At 64.6% G+C, this 18,729-nt stretch carries 14 protein-coding genes; 5 read left to right on the plus strand and 9 right to left on the minus strand.

Translation table 11 applies throughout. The features are described 5' to 3' along the window. Nucleotides 1-812: 812 nt before the first annotated feature. From ACQR1W_RS04685 to ACQR1W_RS04710, 6 genes are all read right to left on the minus strand, one after another. Nucleotides 813-1,373, minus strand: coding sequence for a flavin reductase family protein (locus tag ACQR1W_RS04685; protein ID WP_434849731.1), 561 nt, complete (start codon nucleotides 1,371-1,373; stop codon nucleotides 813-815). A gap of 48 nt (nucleotides 1,374-1,421) precedes the next feature. Further along, nucleotides 1,422-2,123 (minus strand): 2-phosphosulfolactate phosphatase, encoded by a 702-nt coding sequence (locus tag ACQR1W_RS04690; RefSeq protein ID WP_434849732.1) that lies wholly within the window; start codon nucleotides 2,121-2,123, stop codon nucleotides 1,422-1,424. 14 nt (nucleotides 2,124-2,137) lie between these two features. Continuing rightward, nucleotides 2,138-4,237: a S9 family peptidase gene (locus ACQR1W_RS04695; protein WP_434849733.1), complete on the minus strand. Its 2,100-nt coding sequence runs from the start codon at nucleotides 4,235-4,237 to the stop codon at nucleotides 2,138-2,140. A gap of 9 nt (nucleotides 4,238-4,246) precedes the next feature. Continuing rightward, complete coding sequence (locus ACQR1W_RS04700) at nucleotides 4,247-5,452, minus strand: pyridoxal-phosphate-dependent aminotransferase family protein (RefSeq protein WP_434849734.1); 1,206 nt, start codon at nucleotides 5,450-5,452, stop codon at nucleotides 4,247-4,249. A gap of 131 nt (nucleotides 5,453-5,583) precedes the next feature. Next, nucleotides 5,584-6,309, minus strand: coding sequence for a thermonuclease family protein (locus ACQR1W_RS04705; RefSeq protein WP_434849735.1), 726 nt, complete (start codon nucleotides 6,307-6,309; stop codon nucleotides 5,584-5,586). 126 nt (nucleotides 6,310-6,435) lie between these two features. Then, a complete protein-coding gene (locus ACQR1W_RS04710; protein ID WP_434849736.1) occupies nucleotides 6,436-8,160 on the minus strand; it encodes a hypothetical protein in 1,725 nt (574 codons plus the stop codon). Nucleotides 8,161-8,597: 437 nt separating this feature from the next. Here ACQR1W_RS04710 and ACQR1W_RS04715 point away from each other — a divergent pair, with 437 nt between their 5' ends. Beyond that, nucleotides 8,598-9,452 (plus strand): caspase family protein, encoded by an 855-nt coding sequence (locus ACQR1W_RS04715; RefSeq protein WP_434849737.1) that lies wholly within the window; start codon nucleotides 8,598-8,600, stop codon nucleotides 9,450-9,452. 475 nt (nucleotides 9,453-9,927) lie between these two features. Then, the gene (locus tag ACQR1W_RS04720) at nucleotides 9,928-11,673 is read left to right on the plus strand and encodes a methyl-accepting chemotaxis protein (RefSeq protein WP_434849738.1); all 1,746 of its coding nucleotides are present in this window, start codon (nucleotides 9,928-9,930) and stop codon (nucleotides 11,671-11,673) included. A gap of 33 nt (nucleotides 11,674-11,706) precedes the next feature. On the opposite strand, the gene ACQR1W_RS04725 is transcribed toward ACQR1W_RS04720, so the two are convergent. Continuing rightward, on the minus strand, nucleotides 11,707-12,630 hold the full coding sequence (locus tag ACQR1W_RS04725) for an efflux RND transporter periplasmic adaptor subunit (protein ID WP_434849739.1): 924 nt from the start codon (nucleotides 12,628-12,630) through the stop codon (nucleotides 11,707-11,709). Between the two features lie 211 nt (nucleotides 12,631-12,841). Between ACQR1W_RS04725 and ACQR1W_RS04730 the strand changes: the two genes are divergently transcribed. Beyond that, nucleotides 12,842-13,819 carry a L,D-transpeptidase family protein gene (locus ACQR1W_RS04730; protein ID WP_434849740.1) on the plus strand — a complete coding sequence of 326 codons (978 nt, stop codon included), beginning with the start codon at nucleotides 12,842-12,844 and terminating at the stop codon, nucleotides 13,817-13,819. A 202-nt stretch (nucleotides 13,820-14,021) separates the two neighbouring features. Here ACQR1W_RS04730 and ACQR1W_RS04735 read toward each other — a convergent pair whose 3' ends face one another. Together ACQR1W_RS04735 and ACQR1W_RS04740 are read right to left on the minus strand one after the other, a co-directional pair. Continuing rightward, entirely contained in the window at nucleotides 14,022-14,237 is a 216-nt protein-coding gene (locus ACQR1W_RS04735) for a hypothetical protein (RefSeq protein WP_434849741.1), read from the minus strand. Between the two features lie 835 nt (nucleotides 14,238-15,072). Beyond that, on the minus strand, nucleotides 15,073-15,879 hold the full coding sequence (locus ACQR1W_RS04740) for an N-acyl homoserine lactonase family protein (protein ID WP_434849742.1): 807 nt from the start codon (nucleotides 15,877-15,879) through the stop codon (nucleotides 15,073-15,075). Between the two features lie 403 nt (nucleotides 15,880-16,282). Here ACQR1W_RS04740 and ACQR1W_RS04745 point away from each other — a divergent pair, with 403 nt between their 5' ends. Both ACQR1W_RS04745 and ACQR1W_RS04750 read left to right on the plus strand, forming a co-directional pair. Next, nucleotides 16,283-17,896: a caspase family protein gene (locus ACQR1W_RS04745; RefSeq protein ID WP_434849743.1), complete on the plus strand. Its 1,614-nt coding sequence runs from the start codon at nucleotides 16,283-16,285 to the stop codon at nucleotides 17,894-17,896. A 161-nt stretch (nucleotides 17,897-18,057) separates the two neighbouring features. After that, nucleotides 18,058-18,693 carry an OmpA family protein gene (locus ACQR1W_RS04750; protein ID WP_434850421.1) on the plus strand — a complete coding sequence of 212 codons (636 nt, stop codon included), beginning with the start codon at nucleotides 18,058-18,060 and terminating at the stop codon, nucleotides 18,691-18,693. The last annotated feature ends 36 nt before the right edge of the window (nucleotides 18,694-18,729 follow it).

Consider the following 18,729-nt stretch of genomic DNA (forward strand, 5'->3'; position numbering starts at 1 on the left):
GCGAAGAACGTCGCTCCATCTCGCTCAATCACAGCCGACGGTGGCTATGGGTCCCCGCTTTCGCGGGGACGACAGCGCTGCTGGTGTTAGCTTGGGTGCGCCCCAGCAGTGGCGGAAGAAGAAGGTCCGTAGCTCGCCAAACATTCCCTGTCGTCCCGGGCAAGCGCGCCCTTGCGCGCGCAGACCCGGGACCCATAACCACAGGACTTTGTTGTTGCGAAGAACGTCGCTCCATCTCGCTCAATCACAGCCGACGGTGGCTATGGGTCCCCGCTTTCGCGGGGACGACAGCGGTGCTGGTGTTAGCTTGGGTGCGCCCCAGCAGTGGCGGAAGAAGAAGGTCCGTAGCTCGCCACACATTCCACCGTCGTCCCGGGCAAGCGCGCTCTTGCGCGCGCAGACCCGGGACCCATAACCACGGGACTTTGTTGTTGCGAAGAACGCCGCTCCATCTCGCTCAATCACAGCCGACGGTGGTTATGGGTCCCCGCTTTCGCGGGGACGACAGCGCTGCTGGTGTTGGCTTGGGTGCGCCCCAGCAGTGCGCTCACAACATCTCCGGCGGTCCGCAGACGCCGACTGACTTTGCAGCGTGGCGGAAGAAGAACGGACGATAGCTCGCCACACGTTCCCTGTCGTCCCGGGCAAGCGCGCCCTTGCGCGCGCAGACCCGGGACCCATAACCACAGGACCTCTTTGTCGCGAAGAGCGTCGCTCCATCTCGCTCAACCATCGCCGACGGTGGTTATGGGTCCCCGCTTTCGCGGGGACGACAGCGGTGCTGGTATTAACTTGGGCGCACCCGGCGTCGCTCACAACATCTCCGGTCGGAACAGCTTGCGGAACTTCCGCGTCTCCTTGCCCGAGATCATGAACTCGCCGTCGCCGCGATAGTGGATCGTCTTCGGCGTTTTGGGCTTGGTCGCGACATGCGCCTTCACCACCTCGAACACGAAGACATTGTACTTCGTGACCCAGCTCGTATCGACCAATCGGCATTCGAAATTGGCGTAGCATTCCGCGATCAGCGGTGCGGCGACCGTCTGAGCGCGCTCGGCGGTCAAATCGAACGCAGTGAACTTGTCGATGTCTCGGCCGGACGAATTGCCGATGCGGACAACCTTCTCGGCAAGATCGGTCGTCGGCAGGTTGATTACGCATTGCCGGCTCTTGCGCACAAGGTCAAAGCTGTAATTGGCCGACGAAATGCAGCAGCCGATCAGTGACGGTTGAAATTCCATCATCATGTGCCAGCCCATGGTCATGATGTTGATCTGCTCCCTATGGGCCGAACTGACCAGCACGATCGGTCCGGGCTCGAGGAAGCGCCGCACATTGTGAACTGGGAAATCAGCTTTGCGATAGGGCGACATGCGATCTATTTTTCGCGCCTCAACCCTCCGCAGGCAGCGAAAACCTCATCAACCTGCTGAGTGTGAAAGTTCTCTCCGCGCCACCAGCCGGCCGTCTTCCTTCGTGATGCGCACCGCGAAATCGTAGCGGTCGATGTCGATGGCGATGTCGAGATCTTCGGGATGCAGGTGCGGCTTGGACGGATCGCGAAAGTCCGGGATCTGCGGGCCCGCCAGAATGACATTGCGCGTGCCGGCGATGCAGCCTGGCCTGCCCAGCAGCAGGTTGCGCAGATGGATGGCGCAGAGCTCGTCCTCGTCGGTCCGGGTCTCGCCGTTCAGGCCCATTGCCACCAGCGAGACTTGCGCCGGCGTATGTTTCGAGACGGCTCGCGCGGTTGCCTTCGCCGTGACCAATGATCCCGCATAGAGCTGCGTCGCCTGCCGGGCCGCGACGATTCCTTGCGTGCCGGCACTGGTGCGCTGGATGACTGTTGTTCCATCGAGCAGCGCCTGCGAGGCATCGAACGGTGAATTGCCGAGATCGAAGCCGTCGGGCTTATGGCCACCGACTTCGCCCATGCAGATCTGGCCGAGGCCGGCGTCGCGTAACCTGAGCGCTTCCTCGACGGTACCGACCATGATGATCTTCGCAGCGCCTCGCGCCAGCGCCACGGCAGCCGTGGTGAAGGCGCGGAACACGTCGATGATGATGACAGCACCTTGCGCGCGTTCGGCACCGCCAAGCAGGCTGTCGATGCGGATGTCCATGGTCCCTCCGCGCGTCAGGCGTTGCGGTCGGTCAATCCCACCGCCCACAATGCGAAAGCGTAGACGATCGCGACCTCATCGAGCCGGTTGAAGCGGCCGGACGCGCCGCCATGACCGGCACCCATATTGGTGCGCAACAGCACCGGGCCGCCTGATGTCATGTTGGCGCGCAATCGCGCGATCCATTTCGCCGGCTCCCAATAGGTGACGCGGGGATCGGTGAGGCCGGCCATGGCGAGAATGGCGGGATAAGGTTTTGCGGCGACCTTGTCGTAAGGCGAATAGGACAGGATGGTGCGGAAGTCCTGTTCGCTCTCGATCGGGTTGCCCCATTCCGGCCATTCGGGCGGGGTCAGCGGCAGGGTGTCGTCGAGCATGGTGTTGAGCACGTCGACGAACGGCACCTCGGCGACGATGCCGGCGAACAGCTCGCCGGCGCGGTTGGCGACCGCGCCCATCAGCATGCCGCCAGCGCTGCCGCCATGGCCGACGATGCGCTTCTCGCCGGTGTAATTTGTTGCGATCAGCGCGCGGGCACAGGCGGCAAAATCGTCGAAGCTGTTGGTCTTCTTCTCGCGCTTGCCGTCGAGATACCAGCCCCAGCCCTTGTCGGTGCCGCCGCGGATGTGGGCAATCGCATAGACGAAGCCGCGATCGACCAGCGAGAGACGGTTGGCATTGAAGGATGCCGGAATCGCGTGGCCATAGGAGCCGTAGCCGTACAGCAGCAGCGGCGCCTTGCCGTCCTGCACGAAATCGCGCCGATGCAACAGCGAGATCGGCACTTCGGCGCCGTCAGGCGCCTTCGCCATGATCCGCGTGGTGACGTAGTTGGCCGGATTGTGCCCCGACGGGATCTCCTGGCGCTTGCGCAAGCTGCGCTCGCGCGTGACCATGTCATAGTCGTAGACCTCCGACGGCGTCGTCATCGACGAATAGGAGAAGCGGAGCGTGGTGGTGTCGAACTCGTAGGAGCCCATCGCATCGAGCGAATAGGCCGCTTCATCGAAGGCGATCGCGTGCTCCTCGCCGCTTGTGAGATCGCGGATCACGATCGACGGCAGCGCGTTGGCCCGCTCCAGCCGCACCAGATGTCCGGCATAAAGATCGTGATCGAGCACGTAGACGCCGGCGCGATGCGGGATCAGGTCACGCCAGTTGCTCCGCTCGGGCGAGGCAAGCGGCGCCGTGACGATCTTGAAGTCGATCGCATCGTCGGCATTGGTCAGGATGAACAGCTCGTCGCCGCGATCGGCGATCGAATATTGCACGCCGTCCTGGCGCGCGGCGATCAGGCGCGGCGGCGCATCGGGGTTGGCAAGATCGATCAGCCGCTGCTCGGAGGTCTCGTGATCGCCGCCGGCGATCACGCAGAAACGGCCGGAGGTCGATTCATGCACATGGGTGAACCAGCCGGTGTCGTGCTCCTCATAGACGAGAACGTCCTGGTCCTGCGGCGTGCCGAGCCGATGGCGCCATACCTGCATCGGACGATGATTGTCGTCGAGCTTGACGTAGAAGAAGCTCTTGCAGTCCAGCGCCCAGACCACGCCGCCATCGGTCTCCTCGACGATGTCTTTGTGATCCGTGGCCGACTCCCAGTCGCGGATCCGGATCGCAAAATATTCCGAGCCCTTGGTGTCCGCGCTCCAGGCCACGAGCTTGTGGTCATAGGAGTGGCGGCTGCCGCCGAATTTGAAATAGTCGTGGCCCTTGGCGAGCTCATCGCCGTCGAGCCCGATCGTCTCTGTCCCGCCATTGCGCGGCATGCGGCAGAACAATTCGTGCTGGCCGCCTTCGCGGTATTTACGGAAATAGGCGTAAGCGCCATCGGGCGACGGCACCGAGGAGTCGTCCTCCTTGATGCGGCCGCGCATCTCCGCGACCAGCGTCTTTTGCAACGCCGCGGTGTGACCGAGCACGCCCTCCGCATAGGCGTTTTCCGCCTCGAGATAGCTGCGGATATCAGCATCGAGCTTCGAAGGATCGTGCAGCACCTCCTGCCAGTTCTCGTCCTTCAGCCAGGCATAGTCATCCTGGACGGTGATGCCGTGGCGGGTGAAGGAATGCGGGCGGCGTGGCGCCACCGGCGCCTGTTCGGTCTTGGTGCTCATCTGTTCCCTTTACAGCGGGCTTTCGTCCGACGGGCCGACATTTTCGCCGAGCCATTGGATCGCGGCATCGAGGCCGCCTCTGCCATGCGGCATCTTCAACGCGATCAGCGCCATTTCGATCACGCCGAGCGTTCCCAACACCATCGGCGCGTTGACATGACCCATATGGGCGATGCGGAAGGCCTTCCCCTGCAGGTCACCGATGCCGACACCGAGCACGACGCCGCACTGTTCCTTGCAATAGCGCTGCAGCACCGCGGGATCATGGCCGCCGCCGACCAGCACAGTGGTCACGGTATTGGACCGCTCGGAGGGTTCGGCGATATTGAAGCCCAGCACCTGGCCTTCGCTCCAGACATTGACGGCGCGCCGCACGGCTTCGCCGAGCAGGCGGTGGCGGCGGAACGCATGTTCCAGCCCTTCGGCAAACAACATGTCGATCGCCTGGCGCAGCGCGAACAACAGATGCACCGGCGCGGTGCCGCCATATTTGCGGTAATGCTCGACACCCTCGCGCTCGCTCCAGTCCCAATAGGGCGTGCGCAGGCCGGCCGTTTTGTGCGCTTCGAGCGCGCGGGCGTTGGCGGCGACGAAGCCGAGGCCCGGCGGCGTCATCAGCCCCTTCTGCGAACCGGACATCGCGACGTCGATGCCCCATTTGTCCATCTCGAACGGCATGCAGCCGAGCGACGCCACCGTATCCACCATGTACAGCGCCGGATGGCCGGTCGCCTTGATCGCCTTGCCGATCGCCTCGATGTCATTGGCGACGCCCGAGGCGGTGTCGACCTGCGCGACCACGATCGCCTTGATGGTGTGCTCGCGGTCGGCGCGCAGCCGCGCTTCCACTTCGGCGGGCCGCACCGCGCGCCGCCAGTCACCGCGCAGCACTTCGACCTTGGCGCCCATGGCGCGCGCCGCCTGGCCCCAGCCGATCGCAAAGCGGCCGCTCTCCAGCACCAGGAGCTTGTCGCCCCGCGACAGCACGTTGGAGAGCACCGCCTCCCAGGCGCCGTGGCCGTTGGCGATGTAGATGTAGGTCTTGCCCTTGGTGGCGAACAGTTTTCCCAGATCAGCCATCAGGCTGTCGGTCAGATCGACCATCTGCTTCGAATAGATGTCGAGCGCCGGACGGTGCATGGCCTGCAGCACCTCGTCGGGCATCGTGGTGGGTCCGGGGATGGCCAGAAACTCCCGGCCCGCGCGAACGGTCATTGCGAGTGTCCTTGGAACTTTGGTGACGGATCTGTAGGGCCCTTCAAACCCGGCAGGGCCGGGAGGGTTTTACGTGGTGCAGCGCGCCAAGAAAAGCCGGAGATGCCGGGGGGCTGGCATTCGATCGCGCGCTAGCGCCGCGTCTCGCGGCAACCGGCGGCTTCCGCCTCCTCGACCGAGCAGAACCAGCGCGTGCCCTTGGCGATCCGCATCTTGATCTGCGAATACCAGCGACTCGTCGGCGTGTGATAGATGCATTCGCCGGCGCTGTTGACATTGCCCTTGATGGTGCAGTCGGGCGACGGCGCGACAGGCCCGGAGGCGGAGGCGAGCAACACGGCGCTGGCATTTTCCGGCGGCTTGGTGGCACCGAGGATGGTCGTCTTCTTGTTGCGTACGCGCCAGTCCCAAGGCGCGATGAAGGCGCCCTGCCACATGCCGGCCTTGGCCTCGCGCGCGGCCTGCTCGTCCGCCTCATAGTCCTTGGAAAGGCGCGCATAGGCCAGCGCCCAGCCGTTCGCGACCAGCCATTTCTGGATATCCTCGCCGTCGACCTCGCAACGCGCGATCTGGCGTCCCCGGCGGTCGATCGAGCGCGGATGGCAGGTCCAGCTCTTGTCGCCGACATGCTTGATCAGCTCGTCGCGGGCGGCAGCGCCACAGGTCCAGCGCTCGCTATGGGTGTTGATGCAGAGCTGATCGACGGAGGGGGCGTCGATGCCGCCGAGACGGATGCGGGTATTGCCGATCTGGACCAGGTCGGCCTGGCGGATCTTTGGCACGCCGGTGATATCGGCGGCGATGGCCAGCGAGGGAAATAGAACAAGCAGCAAAGCAATAATGGTCTTCATCAACATGAACGGGCGCCGTGCATCCTGAATGGTCTTGCGGAGCCCCAATTGTGATGCGGTTCCGCCCGGTACACCAGCCTGTTGTCGGCGCCGCCCCTCAACTTCGCGCGATGCTGGATCGCCGGGGGGCCGTCACCGCGCCATTGCGCGCCGCGCCAAAGCGAGCCCCATCAGCACGAAGGCCGAGGTCACCTCCGGGCCGCCGACCAGGATCCGGGTCGGCGTCTTCATCTTATTCCACTCATAGGCGCAATAGGGGTGGCGCCGGCCACCTTCGCCGAACCGGGTGACGATGCAGTGCAAAGCGGGGATGAAGCTCGCGGTCTCGCCGCCGAGATGGCCGAGTGCGATCAGCGCCAGCGCCGCGTCGAATACGTTCATCTCGCGGCTGATCAGGTCATCCTCGACAAAGGCGAGCACCCGCGCGCGGATCCGGCCGAAAGCGCCGCCAGGATCGATGGCTTCGCGCGCCGGCGGCGGCAATGCCATGAACGCGGCGTAGCAGCGGCCGAAATAGGCGCAATAGAGCTCCGGCAGATAGTAGATATGCGAGCGCGGATCGGCGAAGGCGCCACTGACGGCGAGGCGCAGCTGGAAGGCGATGATCTGCTTGATGGTCTCGAGCCGCTCGCGCGTCTCCAGAATCTTCCAGCGCGACAGATTGCGGAACGAGACCTCGAGGACGTCGAGATTGAGGGTAGGGTCGAGATCATTGCCGAACGGGCGCTCGCCGGCCAGGCTGTCGATCCAGGTGGCGATGCCACCTTCATAATCGATATTGTCGTTGATCGGCACGGTGACGCGCGGCTCGTTGACGCCTGCGCGCACCTGATAGCCAGCGTAGAAATCGACCAGCGGCTGATCGAGCATCGGATCGTCGGCGCCGGCCTGCGTTGCCGCCGAGAATGAGCAGGCCGTCGTGTCGCAATCCGGCACATAGATGCCGAAGCCGAGATCCTGCTTGATCTGCGCGAAGAAGCGGGAGAAGCGCGGATGCGGCGCCGGCGCGAGCGCCGTTACGACATTGTAGACCGTTCCATCGGCGCCGCGGACCTGTTCTCGGCTGGTTTTCAGGCAGAACTCCACCATGGCCGAGATGGCGCCGCGCGCGGCGGTCGTCTCCCCCGGCGAGGCCAGCCCGGTCTCGACGAAGGCGAGCAGGGCCTCGATGAAGAACGCATCGTAATAGGCCGAGCGGTGGCGGATCTGCACCGGCGCCCACATAGGCTCGGCAATCCCGCTCCAGGACGGATTGACGATGCCGGCGGCCGGGGAGCGGGCGATGAAGACGCGGGCGAGGTTGAACAGCAGCGTCGAGTTCTTGTAGCCGCGCGAGTTGAGGCCGGTCAGTGCCATCAGGAATTCGCGGCCCGTGAGGTCGGGATCGCCGATCAGGTTGAACGCGGCGTAGGTCGGGATGAAGCCGTTGCGGGCGAACGAGCCGAGCAGATCGGCGCCGCAGGCGCGGATCACGCGGGCGATGTCGGCCAAGGCAGGCGGCCGCCGCGGGAGCGGCGCGGGCGCGGGCTGCGGATGGCGCAGCGCGAAACTGTCGATCAGGGCGGCCACCGGCCGGCCGATCGCCTCCCAATCCGGCGACGCATCGTCGCGGGCCTGAAACAATGCCTGGCGTAGCGCATTGAGGCGCGTTGAGTCGTTCAGTTCAGGCAGGCCGGCGCGTCGCAACAGCGTGCGCAGCGCCGGATTGCCGAGTGCTGTGCGGTAGAAGTTCGCGATGTGCGGATTGCCGCGTTGCGGCTGGTTCAGAATGGGGTCGCAGACCTCATAGAGCGATGGCCCGTCCTTGCGGGCCGTCAGGGCGCGATAGGCGGCACCGGCGAAGGCGTGCAGGTTCATTATGGGCTTCTTCTGGGGCTGGCCGTCGGGTGGACAGGCCATCCGCAGAATCAGTCCGTCGGCCGGAACGCATGGCGCGAGCCTGACACGGCCCCGACGGAAAAACAAATGTGATGAATGTCACATTCGAGGCCGAGGGTTGGGCGGCAGCATGGCACCGCAAGCATCCTCGGGAGGGCGCGGCAGAGGTGCGAAGATGGTTAATTTCTCATGAACTTTCAACTAGTTGTAAAATCAAGGGGAATTGCAGGTTGCCGGCGCGGACCGATCCAGCTAAGGCTGTCCTCGCTGCGGCGCCGCAAATTGCGCGCAATCCGACGACACATCGTCCCGCAACCTCATAAACCTCGATGGACTTGGCGCGACCAATGCGTGCGCACCATTGGTACCGATCGGGTTTGCCGCCGGCCGAGTCGGCCCTGACCAGGAAAGACGTGATGACAGCAAGGCAGCCTTCCTTCTCTCGCCGTTCGATCGCGATTGCCGCCGTGCTTGCCGGCACGGTGTCGCTCGCGATCGGCGCGCACGCTGCCCTGAATATGCGGCCACTGGAGGCCAAGTCGGCCGTGACCGAGCCTGTGGAGTCCGTCAGCAAGGGGACGCGGCTCGCCCTCGTCATCGGCAACGGTCATTATCCCGACGCCAACGCCCCCTTGACGCAGTCGATCAACGACGCGCGTGCGCTCACTCACGCGTTGCGCCGCGACGGCTTCGATGTCGACGTGATCGAGGACGCCAACAAGGACGATCTGGGTCGCGCCGTCGAGCGGTTGAAGGCCAGGATCAAGCCGGATGCGGTGGTGATGCTGTTCTTCGGCGGCTACGCCATCCAGGCCGGCCGCGAGAGCTACATGATCCCGGTCGACGCCAAGATCTGGAACGAGCGGGACGTGCGGCGCGAAGGCGTCAGCATCGAGAAGGTGCTCGACACCATGGCCGAGCGGGGCGCGCGCGCCAAGCTCGCCGTGATCGATGCCTCCCGCCGCAATCCCTATGAGCGCCGCTTCCGCGCCTACTCCCACGGTCTAGCGCCGATCAGTGCGCCGGCCAATGCGCTGGTCCTGTCGTCGGCGACGCCCGGCAAGGTGGTTGATGATTCCAACGGGCAGAACAGTGTGCTGATCACCGAGCTGCTGTCCAACCTTGATGGCTCGTCCGCCGGAGCAGAGGCCGTGTTCAACAAGACCCGCGTTGCGGTCTCCCGGGTTTCCGATGGCGAACAGGTGCCCTCGGTTTCCTCCTCGCTGCTCGAAGAGGTCCGCTTGGGGACCGATCCGGACGCCGGCACCTAAGCGCCTGCTAATAGTTCTCATGTGCTGATCAGCAAGCGCAATTCCCAATCCATCTTGGTATTCTTGTAGTTCGGCGAGCCTCTCCGGGCGCGTTTCGACAAATTTTCTAACAACTCCGGAATCATACGGGATTTTCGGCGTCGCATATTCGCGTCTCCCGACGGACTCCGAAAAAGTGGCGGGAAATCGCGGAAAAGCGCGCCTCGATTCATTTTGTGAGTTCGCGCAGCGTCCTGATTGATCAGGCTGCCGAGCTAATGAGCAGAAGCTTCGTCTCAGTGATTAACGTCTCGTTCTGACTTTGCTGAAACCTTGTGCAAAGAGCGTGGGCGATTTGTCTGCACCCACGACGAATTGTTCTGAGTGCCGTTTGACATCTCGTGCGACGTGCCGCTCGCGCGCAGCTGGCCAACGACGCCTAGCTTCTCCGTGCCCATAGAAGCCGTTGTCGCGCATATTCTGAAAGTGTTCCAGCATGGCCCACATTGCTTCGACCCATCGCGCTGACGCGCCCCGCAACGCGTCCTCATCAAGTCTGCTTTCCATCTTCACCGGGACGGTGCGCGCACGCCTGATCACCTTGGCGGCAACCCTGCTGGTCGCGATGCTCGTGATCGGTGTTGCCGGCCTGCTGGCAACACGCGACAGCAATTCCTCGATGCGATCCATGTATGAGGATCGCGTGGTCTGTCTCGGCCAGCTGTTCGAGATCAACGAGCGCCTGAAGGACAATGTCGCGGCGATCCTGGAAGCGGGTCACCTCGCCCGCGCAGGGCAATCGCTTGCGCAGATTCGCGGGCGGGTCGAAGCCAATGTCGCGGCGATCGACAAGGTCTGGGCCGACTACATCTCGACATATCTCACGTCAGAGGAAAAAGTCGCCGCCGACAACTTCCAGCGTTTCAGGAATGAATTGCGCGATCAGGTGATCCGGCCGTCATTGAAACTTATCGACGAGCAAAAGTCGGACGCGGCAGCCCAGATCATCCTCGGCTCGGGCAGGCAGACCCTGGCCGATATCAAGAAGCACCTCGACAGCTTGATCAAGATTCAGCTTACCGAGGCCAACAATCTTCACGAGACGGCTGAACATCGCTACACGGTCGTGCTGATCGCCGTTTGCCTGCTGCTGGCGGCCGGCATTGCGCTGGGCGCGGTCATGAGCTTCTCTGCGATCCGCGCCGTCACCGGGCCCATCAATCTGCTCAACGCTGTGATGGAGAAGATCGGCGGTGGCATCTTCGACAATCGCATCGAGGTCATGCGTGACGACGAGCTCGGGCAGCTCACCCGCGGGGTGCAGGCCATGCAGGCGAAGCTTGCCGCCGACCGCGACGCCGCGGCCGAGAACGACCGCCGCGTCGCATCGCAGCGCCGCGCCGACATGCAGCAGCTGGCCGATCAGTTCGAGGCCGCGGTTGGCGAGATCGTCAATACCGTGTCTTCAGCGGCGGGCCAGCTCGAGGCCTCCGCCGGCGTGCTCAATGAGACCGCCGGCCGCTCGCAGCAATTGACCCGCGTGGTGGCGGCATCGTCGGAAGAGGCGTCCGCCAATGTGCAGTCGGTCGCGTCCGCGAGCGAAGAGCTGTCGACCTCCGTCAACGAGATCAGCCGCCAGGTGCAGGAATCGGCACGGATGTCGGGCGAAGCCGTCGATCAGGCGCGCCGGACCAATGATCGGGTGGGCGAGCTGTCGCAGGCCGCTGCGCGGATCGGCGACGTCGTCGAACTGATCAGCAGCATCGCCGGCCAGACCAATCTGCTGGCGCTGAATGCGACCATCGAGGCGGCGCGCGCCGGCGAGGCCGGGCGCGGCTTTGCCGTGGTCGCAACCGAGGTCAAGGCGCTGGCCGAGCAGACCGCGAAAGCCACCGGCGACATCAGCCAGCAGATCGCGGGCATCCAGGCCGCAACCCAGGAGTCGGTCGGCGCCATCCGGGCCATCACCGGCACCATCGAGCGGCTGTCGGAGATCTCGTCCACCATTGCCGCGGCGGTCGAGCAGCAGGGCGCCGCGACGCAAGAGATCTCGCGCAATGTGCAGCAGGCCGCCGAAGGCACGCACCAGGTGTCCAGCAACATCAGCGATGTGCAACAGGATGCGGCGAAGACCGGCACGGCCTCCTCCGAGGTGCTGTCGGCGGCCAAATCGCTGTCGCACGACAGCGGCCGGCTCAAGCAGGAGGTCGGCAGCTTCCTGAATTCGGTGCGCGCGGCCTGATCACGATCCGGGGCGGGGTGCGAGCAGGCCCGCTTATTTCGTCGCCGGGGTATCCGTGCTCGCCATCACCGGCCTGACCGGATCACCCTCGCGCAACAGCGCGCCGGCGCGCGCGACCACGGCGTCACCCTCGTTGAGCCCGCCGCGGATTTCGATCAGTCCGCCGGACATCAGCCCGATCTCGACCCGCTTGGTTTCGACGCGCTGCTGCCTGACCACCTGCACCACGGTGCCCGCGGGATCATAGAGCACCGCAGTCAAGGGCACCGCGACGCCGCAGCTCTGTCCGATCTTGATCACCGCGCGGCCGAACGAATTGATCAGCAGTCTGTGGTCACCGTGAATGCCGATGAAGGCCTGGCCGAGCTGGCTGTTGGGCTCGACCGTCGGCGCGACGCGGCGGATGCCGCCGTCGAAATCGCCGGCGCCGACGACGTGAATCCGGGCGCTCTGGTTGGCCGCGAGCTTGCCGATCTCGGCGCTCGGCACCAGTCCGACCAGGTCATATTCGTTGCGGGCGATGATCGTGAACAAGGCTTCGCCGCGGCCCGAGGCGAAGGCGCCGATGGTCGCGCTGGAAGAGGCGATGGTGCCGGCAACCGGCGCCTGGATCATGGTCGAGCCGCCCTCGGGCAAATTGAGCCGGGCGAGGTTCTGACCGGCCTTGACCGCGTCGCCGGGGTCGACCAGCACCTCGGCGACCTTGAGGCCGGGCCGATCCGGTCGCACGGCGGTCTCATCGCGGGCGAGGATCAGGCCCGAGACCTCGACGGTATCGTCGAAGCAGGATTTGGTGGCTTTCAACACGGTGACGGCCGCGCCCTTTGGCGCATCGCTTGCCTCGGCCCAGGCGGAAGCGGGCGCCGCGAACAGGCCGATGGCGACGAGCACGCGGGCAGGGCGGACCATGGCGCGGCGCACCGCGCCCGCCGCCCGGCTGACCACTATCGAAGACATGCGCAAAAGGTTCATCCGTCCTTGATCCCGTCGTCGCTGCCGACCGATAGCAGAGGTGCGTTGATAGGGCCAGCCGCGCCGTCCCGTAGTGCTCAGTCGCGTCGCTCGCGCGCAACGTTCAGCCCGCGGCAGAGAAATGCCGAACTTTCCGGCCATGATCACGTTGAAGCCGTGACAGCGGCTTTGAGTTTCCCTTTCACGGATGCACCTGATGGTTCGGTTTTGGATCGCGCTTGTTCTTGCCATCGGTGCGGTCGCGCCTGCGGGCGCCGCCAGGCTCAAGCCCGATGACGTCAATTCCGCCGAGTTGCGCAAGCGCGCGCCGGGCGAGGACCGGATGGACCCGGTCGCGATCCGGGCCCAGATCATTCTCGACCGCGCGCATTTCTCGCCCGGCGAAATCGACGGCAGGTTCGGCGACAATGCAAAGCAGGCGCTCGCGGCGTTTGCGGTGTCGAAGGGGCTGACCAGCGGCGCGAAGCTGACCCCGGAGCTCTGGGCCGCGCTGATGCAACAGGATCAGGCGCCAGCCATCGTGACCTACAAGATCAGCAAGCAGGATTTGAAAGGTCCCTTCCTCAAAAAGCTGCCGAAGAAGATGGAGGACATGAAGGATCTGCCGGCGCTCGGCTACACCTCGCCGCGCGAAGAGGTGGCCGAGAAATTCCACATGAGCGAGGGTCTGCTCGCCGGGCTCAATCCCGGCAAATCCTTCGACAAGGCTGACGACGAAATTTTCGTCGCCAATGTACTAAAGCCGGACGAGAAGGTGCCGCCGATCGTCAAGCTCGATATCAACAAGGATGAAGGCTCGGTGCAGGCGTTTGACGCGGACAATCATCTGGTCGCGGTCTTCCCAGCCACCGTCGGCAGCGAGGAGAAGCCGACGCCGGTCGGCAGTTTCAAGGTCACCTCGGCCGATCCCGATCCGACCTATCGCTACAATCCGGATTATGAATTCAAGGGCGTGAAGGCGCGAAAGCCGTTCACGATCAAACCCGGGCCGAACAATCCGGTCGGCTCCTATTGGATCGAGCTATCCGTTGGCCAGGGTTACGGCATTCACGGCACGCCTGAGCCCTCGAAGGTCGGCAAGACCGAATCGCACGGCTGCATCCGCCTGACCAATTGGGATGCCCGCTTCCTCGGCGATCACATCAAGAAGCGCGCCACCGTCGAGCTGCATTGAACGCGGATTCTCTCGTCGCACTCCGTCATTCCGGGGCGGTCGCAAAGCGACCGAACCCGGAATCTCGACGTGATGAGACGAGATCGCGTCTCATCCGTCATTGCGAGCCACGCGGTTCGCGCGAAGCGCGGCCGGATAACAGGCTCCGCGAAGCAATCCAGCACTCCACAAGTAGGACGAACCCGACCTACGAGCTACGCAACTAGGATCGTTCGGGCGCCCGCTGTCGTTCCAATTGGCGCAGGTAGCTGAGGCCGCACACGGTCAGTCGGCCGGGATCCCGCACTCCTTGCTCAGCCAGACCACGAATATGCCGCGCGAGCTCGCGCCGCGTTCCCTGGTCCAGATCGTGTCTGGCCACGCGGCGATAGATCTTCATCGCTCGAACGAGCGGTTCTGTGATTTCAACTTCGCGCATTCAAGATAACCGGCAATGCCGGCTATCGTTCCGAAATCATGCTGCGGCTGCGGATCGCACGGGCAAGTAGCTGCCGCGAACTCCGATGGCTCAGGAAGGCGCCGTGCACCCGACGGGCAGCCCCCGCAACCCCGTCATGCACCAATTGCCCGTCGTGCCACTCTGTCGCACGCCTGTCGGCTTGCCTCGTCGGGCAAATCACAACGATGATCTCGGCCATCCCGTTCGCGATGAAGAGGGGCGTTTCGGCCGATCGTCACGAGGCGTAGCAGCGGGGAGCGGTGGACGCGTTGGGGTTGGGGCTTTGCATGTGCAGAGCCGACGTACAACTCCGGCGCGGACGGTCAAGTCGCGTGGTCCTGATACTCCGACGCTAGTATCAAGCTTGCGATGATGCATTTCGCATCACGCGGGTGACGGTGGCCAGAAAGCCCGGCGCACCGGGGAGATCGCGAAGCAGCCGTTAAAACCATCGCGCGGGGAAGGCCGGGTCGTCCGGCTGGACCTGTGGTACCTGCCGCCTGCATTTTTTTTCGCAGGCGGGCCACGGGCCTCAGTCGAGGTCCGGCCTTCCCGGCGCCCTCTCGTTTGTCGAGGGCAAGCGATCAGCATAGCTCGGGCGCCTCATACGCCGCGAGAACGCGATGTGTCGTCATGCCCCGCGCAGGCGGGGCATCCAGTACGCCGCAGCCGCCGTGATTGAACCGAACCGCTTCGGAATACTGGATCGCCCGGTCGAGCCGGGCGATGACAGAGGTGCGAGAATGCGCGACGCAATGGCGCAGCCGAGAGCAATATGGGACACGCCGTCACCACCGTCGAAAAGCTGCAGCCTCTATCTCGCAAACGAGCGCGATGGTGCCAGGTGAAGGGCGAACACATCCACCGCCTCGGGCACGCGCGGATAGAGCTCGGCGACGATCGGATCATGGCCGGGGATGACGCGATCGGGATGACCGGCCAGCCGCTCCACGGTCTCCCAGCCCTGCGCCATGTCGCCGATATTGTAGACGATCGGAAACGGGCTGCGCTTGTGCAGATTGGCGTAGTAATGCGCGGCGTCCGAGGCGAGCACGACCGGACCGCGCGCGGTCTCCACCCGCACCACCTGCAACCCGTCGGAATGTCCGCCGACCCTGTGAGCCGTGACACCCGGTGCGATCTCGCCCTCGCCCGAATGGAAGCTGACACGCTCGCTGTAGACGTGCCGCACCATGGTCGTGACGTGGTCGACCGAGAACGGATGGCGCAACAGCCCGTTGCACATGCAGCGGCCGGTGGCATAGCTCATCTCGCGCTCCTGCAGATGGAAGCGCGCATGCGGAAAGCGATCGAGGTTGCCGGCATGGTCATAGTGCAGATGGGTGACGATGACATCGCGAATCTGCGCAGCCGCCACGCCGAAGCCGGCCAGTGCCTCGACCGGATCGCGCGTCAGCCGGCGGTTGCGAAGCCGCGCCTCCTCGGCGTTGAACCCGGTGTCGACCAGGATGTCGCGGCCGTCACCGCGGATCAGCCAGACGAAATAGTCGAGGTCCTGCGCCGTGGTCTCGTGCGGATCCGGCTGCAGATAGTTCATCTGCGGCGTGCGCGGCGACATCGTCGCGTAGCGCAAGGCGTAAATCTGGTAGGCGTTCCCCATGCTGTCGTCTCTCTTGTCTTGATGGTTTCGGTCGCGGCCGAGCAAGCCATTACCGGCGGCCGACGTCAATCATACCGCTCGCAAGCCGCGGGCTCGTCGCCAGGCTCGTCGCGATCTGCGACCGGTCCCATCCGTTATCGCGCCAAGCCGGCATGGTGGACGCGGGCTCATGCGACAGGATTGCAGGAGAGGTCTCGATGCAGGAGGCAGATGTCAGCTTGCGCGACACGCTGATCGTGACGTTTCTGCTGATGCGCCAAGCGGTTGACGTATGCTCACCGCGATTTGATAATGCGTGTTGCGTGGGGTAAGGTCGCTTGCGGCGCAAGTGGGGTATCGCGCCTTCTGCTGCCCTCTGGACCGCCCAAAGTCTGGACCGACACAGTTCTGGACCGCCATAGTGATGATGCTTCGCCTGCTCTTTCTGCTCGGCTTGATCGTGTCTGTCGCTGCCTCGGTGCCGTGCCTCGCCGCCACTGACCGCGTCGCGCTCGTGATCGGCAATGCCAAATATCCCGACGCCGATGTGCCGCTCAAGGAGCCGGTCAATGATGCGCGCGACGTTGCCGACGAGCTGAAGCGCGACGGTTTCAGCGTCGATATTCTGGAGAACGCGAGCGGGGAGGCGATGCGCCGCGCGCTGGAGCGCCTGTATGGCAAGGTGAAGCCTGGCACGGTGGCGCTGGTGTTCTTCTCGGGCTACGGCATCCAGTCGAACCGGCAGAGCTATCTGATGCCGGTCGACGCGCAGATCTGGCAGGAGGCCGACGTGCGGCGCGACGGTTTCAGCCTGGAAACCGTGCTGGGCGAGATGAACAGCCGCGGCGCCGGCGTCAAGATCGCGCTGATCGACGCGTCGCGCCGCAATCCTTATGAGCGACGGTTCCGGACCGCTTCCGCCGGGCTCGCGCCTGTCATCGCACCGACCGGGACGCTGGTGATGTATTCGGCCGCATTGTCCTCGGTCGTGTCGGACAGCGGGCGCGACCATAGCCTGTTCGTGCAGGAGCTGTTGAAGGAGATTCGGGTTCCCGATCTCTCCGCGGAGGAGACGCTGAATCATACCCGGGTCGGTGTCACCCGCGCCTCGCGCAACGAGCAGGTGCCGTGGATCTCGTCCTCGCTCGCCGAGGACTTCACCTTCGTGTCAGGTCCTGCAGCGAACCGCCCGGCCGGCAACGCGACCGAGAGCAATGTGACGCCGCCGCCCGCCCCGGCACCGGCCCCAAGCCCAACGCATGTCGCGGTGGCGCCGCCGGCTCCGTCCCCCGCGCCATCCGCTCCGCCGTCGCCGAGCCCGGTGCCTGCTCCAGTGCAGAAGGTCGAGACGCCTGCGCCGGCAGCGACACCGACACCCGCCGCGGCGCCGAAAGCTGTATCGCCTGCGCCGACAGCGTCGCCGGCTGCGGCCGGCAACCCGCCCGGTCCCGACCCGAGCCCGGCGGCCAAGCTCGGCGCGCCGGCCGGCACCCAGACAAGTACGCAGGCAAACACCCAAGCAAACACCCAGATCGCGCTTGCCGATGATCCGAACATCAAGAGCTTGAGCGCCAAGATCGCGGCCAATCCGGATGATGCCAGTGCGCTGTATCGCCGCGGCCAGGTCTATGCCAGCAAGGGCGCCTACAGCCTCGCGATCAAGGATTTCGACGACACCATCCGGATCAATCCGAAGGATGTCGAGGCGCTGAACAACCGCTGCTGGGCGCGCACCGTGATCGGCGAGTTGCAGGCGGCGCTGCGGGATTGCAACGAGGCGCTGCGGCTGCGGCCGACTTTCGTCGACGCGCTCGACAGTCGCGGCCTTCTCAATCTCAAGAGTGGTGCCAACAAGAACGCGATCGCCGATTTTGACGCGGCGCTGAAGATCAATCCGCGGCTGACCTCATCGCTGTACGGGCGCGGGCTCGCCAAGCAGCGCAACGGCGCAGCTCAGGATGGCGCGCTCGATATCGCCAATGCCAAGGCCATGGACCCCAATATCGTCCAGGAATTCGACAACTACGGCGTCCGCTAGCGGGATTTCGCAATCGCCACACCGGCGCGTTCGAACCCGCGGATGGCCTGGAATGACAAAAAGGCGAACAGCCATGACAGCGGGTGGGACAGGCGGCTGACCGACAGCCCCAGCGCCGCGCGTCTTGCCAGGAGGATTGCCAGATGACGAGACCAACTCTTATGACGACGATGCTCGCGATGGTCGCGATCACAGGGGCATTGTCGTTCGGGCTCACCCGGGCTTTGGCCGACGACGTCACCGAGGATCAGATCGTCCGCGCACTGGCCGGGCCGAAGAAGCCCTTGACCCGCGGCCTGTCGATGGCGCCCCCGCAGGAGGAAGCGCCGGCAGCCTCGCCCGAGCAGGCCAAGTTCCTGCAGAGCGTTCGCGGCCGGACCGCCCGTTCGCTGTCCAGGGTGGAGCGCGACGAGATTGCAACGATCGCTCAGACGAAGCCGAACATCGATCTCGAGATCAATTTCGACTACAACTCGGCCATTATCAGCCAGAAGTCGCTGGCTTCCGTGCAGGCGCTCGGCCGCGCGCTGACCAGCGCGGATCTGAAGGGGTCTACCTTTGTGCTGGCCGGTCATACCGACGCCGCCGGTACCGACGCCTATAACCAGGACCTGTCGGAACGGCGCGCCGAAGCGATCAAGCAGTATCTGGTCGGAAAATTCGGCATTGCCGGCGCGGAGCTGGTGACCGTCGGCTACGGCAAGAGCAAGCTGAAGGATCCGGGCCAGCCGCTGTCCGGCGTGAACCGCCGCGTGCAGGTCGTGAACACGGAGAGCAAGACGACCGCGGCGAAATAGTGTCCGGCGGCGGAACGCGTGCCATGAGGCGATTGA

The sequence above is a fragment of the Bradyrhizobium sp. HKCCYLS1011 genome (genome assembly GCF_051167795.1).
Lineage (GTDB): Bacteria > Pseudomonadota > Alphaproteobacteria > Rhizobiales > Xanthobacteraceae > Bradyrhizobium.